This is a genomic window from Massilia arenae (assembly GCF_008014745.1).
GTDB lineage: Bacteria > Pseudomonadota > Gammaproteobacteria > Burkholderiales > Burkholderiaceae_D > Telluria > Telluria arenae.
The window spans coordinates 43,742-50,707 of record NZ_VPFD01000034.1; the positions used below are offsets into that span (position 1 = coordinate 43,742).

A 6,966-nucleotide genomic window follows, 5' to 3' on the forward strand; every position below is an offset into this window, starting at 1 on the left:
TCTTATGGAATTTGCTGTCGGAGCTTGAGCTTGGCTTTGATTTGCGGCATGACGGCGGCAGCGGCCTGCTCGCCAGCCAGGATGGCGAGATTGCGTCCGCCGAAATCGCTCGACCCCATATTGCCGAGCGCCGGCGTGATCACGATGTCGGCGTCCTTCAGTTCGAAATGATTCAGGCGCTGGCCCATGATGCTGAAGGTCTGCATCAGCACGTCGAGCGAGCTGGCCGTGGCCGCGCCTTCGGTCGCGCTCGAGATATTGACGGCGATAATGAAATCGGCGCCCATCTCGCGCACGAAGCGCACCGGCACCGGCGCCACCAGGCCGCCATCGACGTATTCCTTGTTGCCGATTTTTACGGGCTGGAACACGCTCGGCACGGCCGACGACGCGCGCACCGCCATCCCGGTATTGCCGCGGTTGAACAGGATCGGCTGGCCGCTCTTGAGGTCGGTGGCCACGGCGCCGAAGCGCAACTTCAGCTTTTCCATCGGCACATTGCCGATCGCCTTGTTCACATAGTTCTGCAGCGCCTCGCCCTTGAGCAGGCCACTGGATTTGCTGAGCCACGGCATGGCCCAGTCCGAGATCGTCGCCTCGTCCATGGCGAGGGCCGTCTTTTGCAGGGCGAAGCCGTTCAGGCCCGATGCATACAGCGAGCCGACCACCGAGCCGGCGCTGGTGCCGACCACGATCTCCGGATAGATGCCCTGGGCCTCGAGGGCCTTGATCACGCCGATATGGGCGAAGCCGCGCGCGGCGCCGCCGCCGAGGGCCAGGCCGATGCGGATCTTCTTGGGCGGCAGGGGCGCGGCCGCCGGAGGGACGACGACCGGAGCGACCGGGACCGGCGTCTGGACCGGCGTGCTGCCGCAGGCGCTCAAGAGCAGTGCGGCGCAGGCCGCGAGGGAGGTACGACGAGAGAGCATGGATTGTGCCGAAAGGAACGAGGCTGGGATTGTACCCCGGCTCGTTCCCCTCGACGCAAGGTCCGCCGCGGCGGCGGACCGGCAACAGCGATTACAGGCTGCCGCGCAGGCTCAGCGACACACTGCGTGGATCGCCGTAGTACCAGGCCAGACCGGTCGGACCGAATTTCTTGTAGTAGACCTTGTCGAACAGATTGTTCACATTGGCCTGCACCAACAGCTTGTCGCTGAAGCGCCAGGCGAGCATGGCGTTGGCGACGCCGTAGCCACCCTGGGTCGCGGTCAGGCCGGCGCCGCGCACATAGGAATCGCTCTGCATGTTCACCCCGCCGCCGACGGTCCAGCCCGGGCCCGAGCGGTTCGGGCTATAGCTGGTGAACAGGCGCAGCTGGTGTTTTGGATCGATGGTGCGCAGCGGCTGGCCGGTGTTGGCGGCGGTACCGCTCACGTATTTGGTACGGGTGTTGGTATAGCCAGCCATCAGCTGCCAGCCAGGCAATACTTCGCCCGACACTTCCGCTTCCAGGCCTTCGCTGCGCTCCTTGCCGCCGGCGATGCGGCAGAAGCCGGTCAGGTTGGTCGGCGGACAGGGATTGACCGACGACGTGTCCTCGATCGCGCGGCCGACGTTTTCGACCTGGAACAAGCCCATCGAGGCGTTCAGGCGGCCGCCGAAGAACTCCCCTTTCAGGCCGAGCTCGATGTCCTCGCCGATGACCGGTTCGAGCAGGTTGCCGTCGGCGCCGCGCGCCTCCTGCGGCTCGAAGATCTCGGTATAGCTGGCGTAGGCGCTGATCTCGTTCGACAAGTCGTACACGATGCCGACATAGGGCGTGGCTTCGCGCGTGACCTTGAAACCGCTGCCATTGGTGCGCCGCTCGGTTTCGTACCAGCTCAGGCGGGCGCCGAGCAGGACGGCCAGCGGGTCTGCCAGCGAAAAGCGCGCCGTGGCGTAGGCGCCGTTATTGGTGGTCACGGTCGGTGCGGCGCCGCCGGCCGGCATCGTCGTCACCTCGCGCTCCGGATAGGTCGAATACGGATCGAAGGTGCGGATGTCGATGGTCTGCTTGAACAGGGTGCCCGCGCCGTAGGTGGCGATCGTCCGGTCATACACGCGCTCGGCGCCCACCACCAGCGTGTGCTTGCGTCCGAACAGCGTGAACGGGCCATTGGCGACGAGGCTCAGCGCCTGCTGGCGGCTGTCGTCGCCGGTGTACTGAGACGTCGTCATGTCCATCAGGTAGGGATTGGTGGTGCTGGTGCGCGCGATATACGTCTGCTTGAAGCCATTGGTCTTGAGGCGCATCCCGAGATAACCGGCGTTCGCGCGCACGCTCCAGCCATTATCGAAGCGGTGTTCGATGCCGATCTGGGCCTGGTCGTTGTAGCGGTTCCAGCGGTTCCAGCTGGCGCCCAGGAAGGTGTCGATCGGCAGGTTCAGCGAGGAACCGTCGAAGTTGCCCGGCAAACCGCCCCAGGCGCCGGTGGCATCGAGGTCGGTGTGCTGCAGCCAGGCGGTGACCGTGGTGCGTGGCGTCAGGTCGGCCTGGACCACGCCGTACAGCGCTTCACGGTCTTCTTCGCGCCCATCCTGGAACAAGTCCTTCTTGTCCTTCACCGCCACCACCCGGCCCCGTACCGAACCGCTCTCATTGAGCGGGGTCGACACGTCCATCTCGACCCGGCGGCGGTCCCACGAGCCGACCGTCAGGCCGCTTGATGCCTGGAAGGCGGCCGTCGGCAGCTTGCGCACCATATTCACGGTGGCGGAAGGGCTGCCGGAACCGCGCAGCATGCCCGAGGCGCCGCGCAGCAGTTCGACCCGGTCCAGGACGGCCGTGTCTGGCTGGATGAAGTAGGCGCCGGACTGCTTGTAGCTGAGCCCATCGATCTGCATGGCATCGACGCGGAAGCCGCGCGAGTTGTAGGCGATGCGCTCGCTGTCGGTGTAGTCGACCGTGATGCCGGCGGTATTGGTCAGCACGTCGGTCAGGTCGAGCATATTGCGCTCTTCCATCAGCTGGCGGGTGATGACGGTGACCGGCTGCGGCGTGTCGCGGATATCTTGCTCGCCCTTGAACAGGGTCGAGGAGCGGGTGGTGAACGACTTGCTCTTTTCGGTGGTGGCGTCGTGCCTGCCGGTGATGTTGACGGTGGGGATCGCGTCAGTGGCGATCTCTTCCGGCGCATCGGGAGCGGCAGGGGCAGCGGCCATGGTGGCCAGCGGGGACAGCAAGGCGGCGCTTGCGCACAGTGCGGTGGCCTGGCGCACGAGACGGGCGACGGGCGTTGGATCGGATACAACGGATGGCACTGGGCGCAACATGATCACTCCTTGAAAGTGTTTTGATAATGAGAATGATTCGCATTATAATTCGTGTTGAATAGTTGACGCAACGCACATATTTTCCGCTTCTGCCAAAAGAGACATGCTTTATTTGGCAAAAACGACTGGCATCATCCGACGCGACCACACCTCATAAAGAGAATAAAGACCATGAAGAAACTGCTGCTCTCCTCGCTCCTCGCCCTTGCTGCAATCGCACCTGCCGCCCAGGCGCACCACGTCTGGCTGGAGCAGGATGGCAAGACCGTGAAGCTGCAGTTCGGCGAGTTCGGCCTGAACCAGCGCGAGACCACGCCCGGCCTGCTGGACAAGTTCGTCGCGCCGCGCGCGACCCTGCTCAAGGCTTCCGGAGAGACCGCGCTCACGCTGGAAAAGACCGCCAAAGGCTATGTGGTGGGCGGCGCCAGCCTGGCGGCGGGCGACGCGATCGTGGCCGAAGACAATGCCTATCCGGGCTGGGAAACCACCAAGGACGGCACAACCAGCCAACACATCTGGATCCCGGCCGCGCGCCTGGCGACCAGCTTCGCCGCCCAGCAGCCGAAGCTGGCGCTAGACATCGTCCCGACCGGCACGGCCGGCGAATTCAAGGTGTTTTATAAAGGCCAGCCGCTGCCGAAGGCCAAGGTGGCGATCACCGTGCCGAGCGGCTGGTCGAAGGAAGCGCTGGCCGACGCGAACGGCGCGGTGAAGTTCGACCTGCCGTGGAAAGGCACTTATGTGCTCGAAACCGCCCATACCGACAAGACCGACGGCGAGCGCGCCGGCGTGCAGTACGCCAGCGCCAGCCATACGTCGTCGCTGACCGTGGTGCAGCCGAAAGGCATCGCGGCCCTGGCCGCGGGTCCTGCACTGGCGCCGGGCGCCGAGCACTGATCGCCGTTCGTTTTAGATAGAAAGGCCCCAGCCTCATGACTACCCTCACCTGGCGCTACCGCGGCGGCGTGGCCGCGCGCGCGGTCGCGGCCATCGCCGGCGGCTATGTGCTGACGTCGATCGCCAGCGCCCTGATCGCCATCGCGCTGCCGCTGCCGCGCGCCGACGCCGTCACCATCGCGACCCTGCTCTCCTTCGTGGTCTATACCTGCGTGATCCTGTGGGTGTTCGCCACCGACAGCGCGCTGCGCGCCTGGGTCGGCGTGGTCGCAAGCAGCAGCGTATTGGGCGCTGTGCTGTGGATCGCCGGGAGGGCGTCATGAAAGAAGGCTTGCGCCAATCGATGGCCTGGGTGCACACCTGGTCGGGCCTGCTGGTGTGCTGGTTGCTGCTGCTGGTGTTCATGGGCGGCACCGCCGCCTACTACAAGCACGAGATCACGTTCTGGATGAAGCCCGAGCTGCACAAGGCGGCCGATGCGCCGTCGCGGGTGACGCCGGCCGAATCGGCTGCGCTCGCGGTGCGCGAGCTGCAGCAACGCGCGCCGAAGGCCAATGCCTGGTTCCTCGACCTGCCGCACGAGCGCAATCCGCTGATCTACGCCAGCTGGACCAATCCGCCGAAGAAGGGCATGACCCGCGAAGAGCGGCGCGCGGCCTTCCGCACCCAGAACTTCACGCTCGATCCGATGACCGGCGAGCATACCGCCGCGCCGCGCGACACCCGCGGCGGCGAGTTCCTGTACCGCCTGCACTTCGACCTGTACTACATGTCGGCGATCTGGGGCCGCTGGATCGTCGGCATCGCCGCCATGTTCATGCTGGTGGCGATCGTGAGCGGCGTGATCACGCACAAGCGCATCTTCAAGGATTTCTTCACCTTCCGTCCGAAGAAGGGCCAGCGCTCGTGGCTGGACGCGCACAACGCCACAGCGGTGCTGGCGCTGCCGTTCCACCTGATGATCACCTATACCGGCCTGGTCACACTGATGTTCATGTACATGCCCTCGCCCACCAAGGCGCTGTACGGCACTGAGCAGAACGCGATGTTCGCGGACGTGTTCCCGAATGCCGAGCGGGTGAAGCCGGCCAGGGAATTCGCGCCGCTGGCCGACATCGCCCCGATGCTGCTGCAGGCCGAACGCGCCTGGGGCCAGGCGCCGACGCGCGTGGTGGTGACCAACCCGAACGACGCCAATGCCCGGATCGAGCTGCATCGCCCGTCGGGCCAGCAGTTATCGAACATCGAGCCGACCATGACCTTCGACGGCGCCAGCGGTGCGCTGCTGTCCGGCGCCAAGCCGATGAGCACGACGCTGGACGCGCGCGCCGCGATCTACGGCCTGCACGTGGCCCACTTCGCCGACCCGCTGCTGCGCGCGCTGTTCTTCGTATGCGGTCTGGCCGGCACCGCGATGGTCGCCACCGGCGCCCTGCTGTGGGGCGTGAAGGAGCGCCAGAAATACGCCAAGGCGATCGCGCAAGGCGGCAAGGTCGGCTTCGGGGTGCGCCTGGTGGATGCCCTGAACATCGGCGCCATCGCCGGCCTGCCGATCGCCTTCGCCGTCTACTTCTGGGCCAACCGCCTGCTGCCGGTCGAGATCGCGCAGCGCACGAACCTCGAGGCCAACTGCTTCTTCATCGCCTGGGGCCTGGCCGCGCTGCTGGCCCAGATCCGCCCGACGCGCGCGATGTGGCGCTTCCAGCTGACGCTGGGAGCGGTCCTGCTGGCCGGAATCCCGGTGCTGAACGCGCTCACGACCGACACCCACCTGGGCGTGAGCCTGTTTGGCGGTCCGGCCCTGCGCGCGGTGGCCGGCTTCGACATCGTGGTCCTGCTGCTTGGCCTGCTGCTCGGCTGGGCCGCCTGGTGGCTGGGCCGCAAGGCAAAAAAACAGGCTGCCGCCCGGCAGCCGGCGAATCCGGCGCAAACCACGCCACTGGAGGCCGCATGAGTGCATTGATCCTGAGCGGCGCCGCCCTCGCCTTCAGCGGCTTCGCCGCGACCAGCATCACGATGGACCGCCACTACGCCGACATCCACGGCCGCGGCAAGGAAGCCCCCGCCGCCACCCGCCTGCGGCTGCGCGCCCTGGGCTGGATCGGCCTGCTGCTTTCGTTCATGGCCTGCATCGGCGCCAGCGGCTGGCACCTCGGCCCGGTGCTCTGGTGCGGCATCCTCTCGCTCGCCGCCTGGACCGTCACCCTGCTCCTGCAATACCACCCGCGCCGGGTGATGCAAAGCGCCTGGATCGGCATCCCCGCCGCCCTGCTGACCACCACCCTCCTCCTGCGCACCTAAAGCCCACCCAATTAGGGTCAGAGTAGAATTATCGAGCAATTTCCCATTCCCGCTCGCCGATCTTCTCTGACCACAATTTCTCTGTTACAGCTTTCAGAAAAGACAATTAGGGTCAGAGTCGAATTGTTTGACAACTTTTAAAGTTGCTCGATAATTCGACTCTGACCCTAAAGCGTTTTGCAACAAAAACAGGAGTCTCAACTGCTCTCAGGCACGTTTTTCGGTCAGTTTTTTCGAGAGCATATTGTTCATCGCTGAATCATTTCTCGACAGCGAAAAAACACTCAAAAATTAATTAGGGTCAGAGTCGATTTATTGAGCAATTTCTCGAAATTGCCACTAATTCGACTCTGACCCTAATTATCTTGAAAGCAAAATGCAGCGAGGCTCGTGGAACAAAAACAAAGCCCCTTTGCATTTCGCAAAGTTGTCAAACAATTCGACTCTCGTATATTGAAGGTACCGCAGCGGAGCTGGTCTATGATGGCGACGAAGCGGTCGGGCGGAGTGATG

Annotated in this window: 6 protein-coding genes; 4 read left to right on the forward strand and 2 right to left on the reverse strand. The window is 64.6% G+C overall.

Going from position 1 to position 6,966, the window contains the following annotated elements:
- Nucleotides 1-2: 2 nt before the first annotated feature.
- Together FVD38_RS23525 and FVD38_RS23530 are read right to left on the reverse strand one after the other, a co-directional pair.
- A complete protein-coding gene (locus FVD38_RS23525; protein ID WP_147937032.1) occupies nucleotides 3-929 on the reverse strand; it encodes a patatin-like phospholipase family protein in 927 nt (308 codons plus the stop codon).
- 91 nt (nucleotides 930-1,020) lie between these two features.
- Nucleotides 1,021-3,255 carry a TonB-dependent siderophore receptor gene (locus FVD38_RS23530; RefSeq protein WP_147937033.1) on the reverse strand — a complete coding sequence of 745 codons (2,235 nt, stop codon included), beginning with the start codon at nucleotides 3,253-3,255 and terminating at the stop codon, nucleotides 1,021-1,023.
- 171 nt (nucleotides 3,256-3,426) lie between these two features.
- On the opposite strand from FVD38_RS23530, the gene FVD38_RS23535 reads away from it, so the two are divergent.
- From FVD38_RS23535 to FVD38_RS23550, 4 genes are read left to right on the forward strand one after another with little or no spacing between them, the layout of a single operon-like run.
- Nucleotides 3,427-4,152 carry a DUF4198 domain-containing protein gene (locus tag FVD38_RS23535; protein ID WP_147937034.1) on the forward strand — a complete coding sequence of 242 codons (726 nt, stop codon included), beginning with the start codon at nucleotides 3,427-3,429 and terminating at the stop codon, nucleotides 4,150-4,152.
- A 35-nt stretch (nucleotides 4,153-4,187) separates the two neighbouring features.
- On the forward strand, nucleotides 4,188-4,475 hold the full coding sequence (locus FVD38_RS23540) for a DUF3649 domain-containing protein (RefSeq protein ID WP_147937035.1): 288 nt from the start codon (nucleotides 4,188-4,190) through the stop codon (nucleotides 4,473-4,475).
- The gene (locus FVD38_RS23545) at nucleotides 4,472-6,106 is read left to right on the forward strand and encodes a PepSY-associated TM helix domain-containing protein (protein WP_147937036.1); all 1,635 of its coding nucleotides are present in this window, start codon (nucleotides 4,472-4,474) and stop codon (nucleotides 6,104-6,106) included. Before FVD38_RS23540 ends, FVD38_RS23545 begins: the two co-directional genes overlap by 4 nt.
- Complete coding sequence (locus tag FVD38_RS23550; RefSeq protein WP_147937037.1) at nucleotides 6,103-6,453, forward strand: DUF3325 domain-containing protein; 351 nt, start codon at nucleotides 6,103-6,105, stop codon at nucleotides 6,451-6,453. Before FVD38_RS23545 ends, FVD38_RS23550 begins: the two co-directional genes overlap by 4 nt.
- The last annotated feature ends 513 nt before the right edge of the window (nucleotides 6,454-6,966 follow it).

Excerpts from the sequence above, each read along its gene's own strand:
- FVD38_RS23550 (WP_147937037.1), top strand. The coding sequence starts at position 6,103 with ATGAGTGCATTGATCCTGAGCGGCGCCGCCCTCGCCTTCAGCGGCTTC.
- FVD38_RS23530 (WP_147937033.1), bottom strand. The coding sequence starts at position 3,255 with ATGTTGCGCCCAGTGCCATCCGTTGTATCCGATCCAACGCCCGTCGCC.
- FVD38_RS23540 (WP_147937035.1), top strand. The coding sequence starts at position 4,188 with ATGACTACCCTCACCTGGCGCTACCGCGGCGGCGTGGCCGCGCGCGCG.
- FVD38_RS23525 (WP_147937032.1), bottom strand. The coding sequence starts at position 929 with ATGCTCTCTCGTCGTACCTCCCTCGCGGCCTGCGCCGCACTGCTCTTG.
- FVD38_RS23545 (WP_147937036.1), top strand. The coding sequence starts at position 4,472 with ATGAAAGAAGGCTTGCGCCAATCGATGGCCTGGGTGCACACCTGGTCG.
- FVD38_RS23535 (WP_147937034.1), top strand. The coding sequence starts at position 3,427 with ATGAAGAAACTGCTGCTCTCCTCGCTCCTCGCCCTTGCTGCAATCGCA.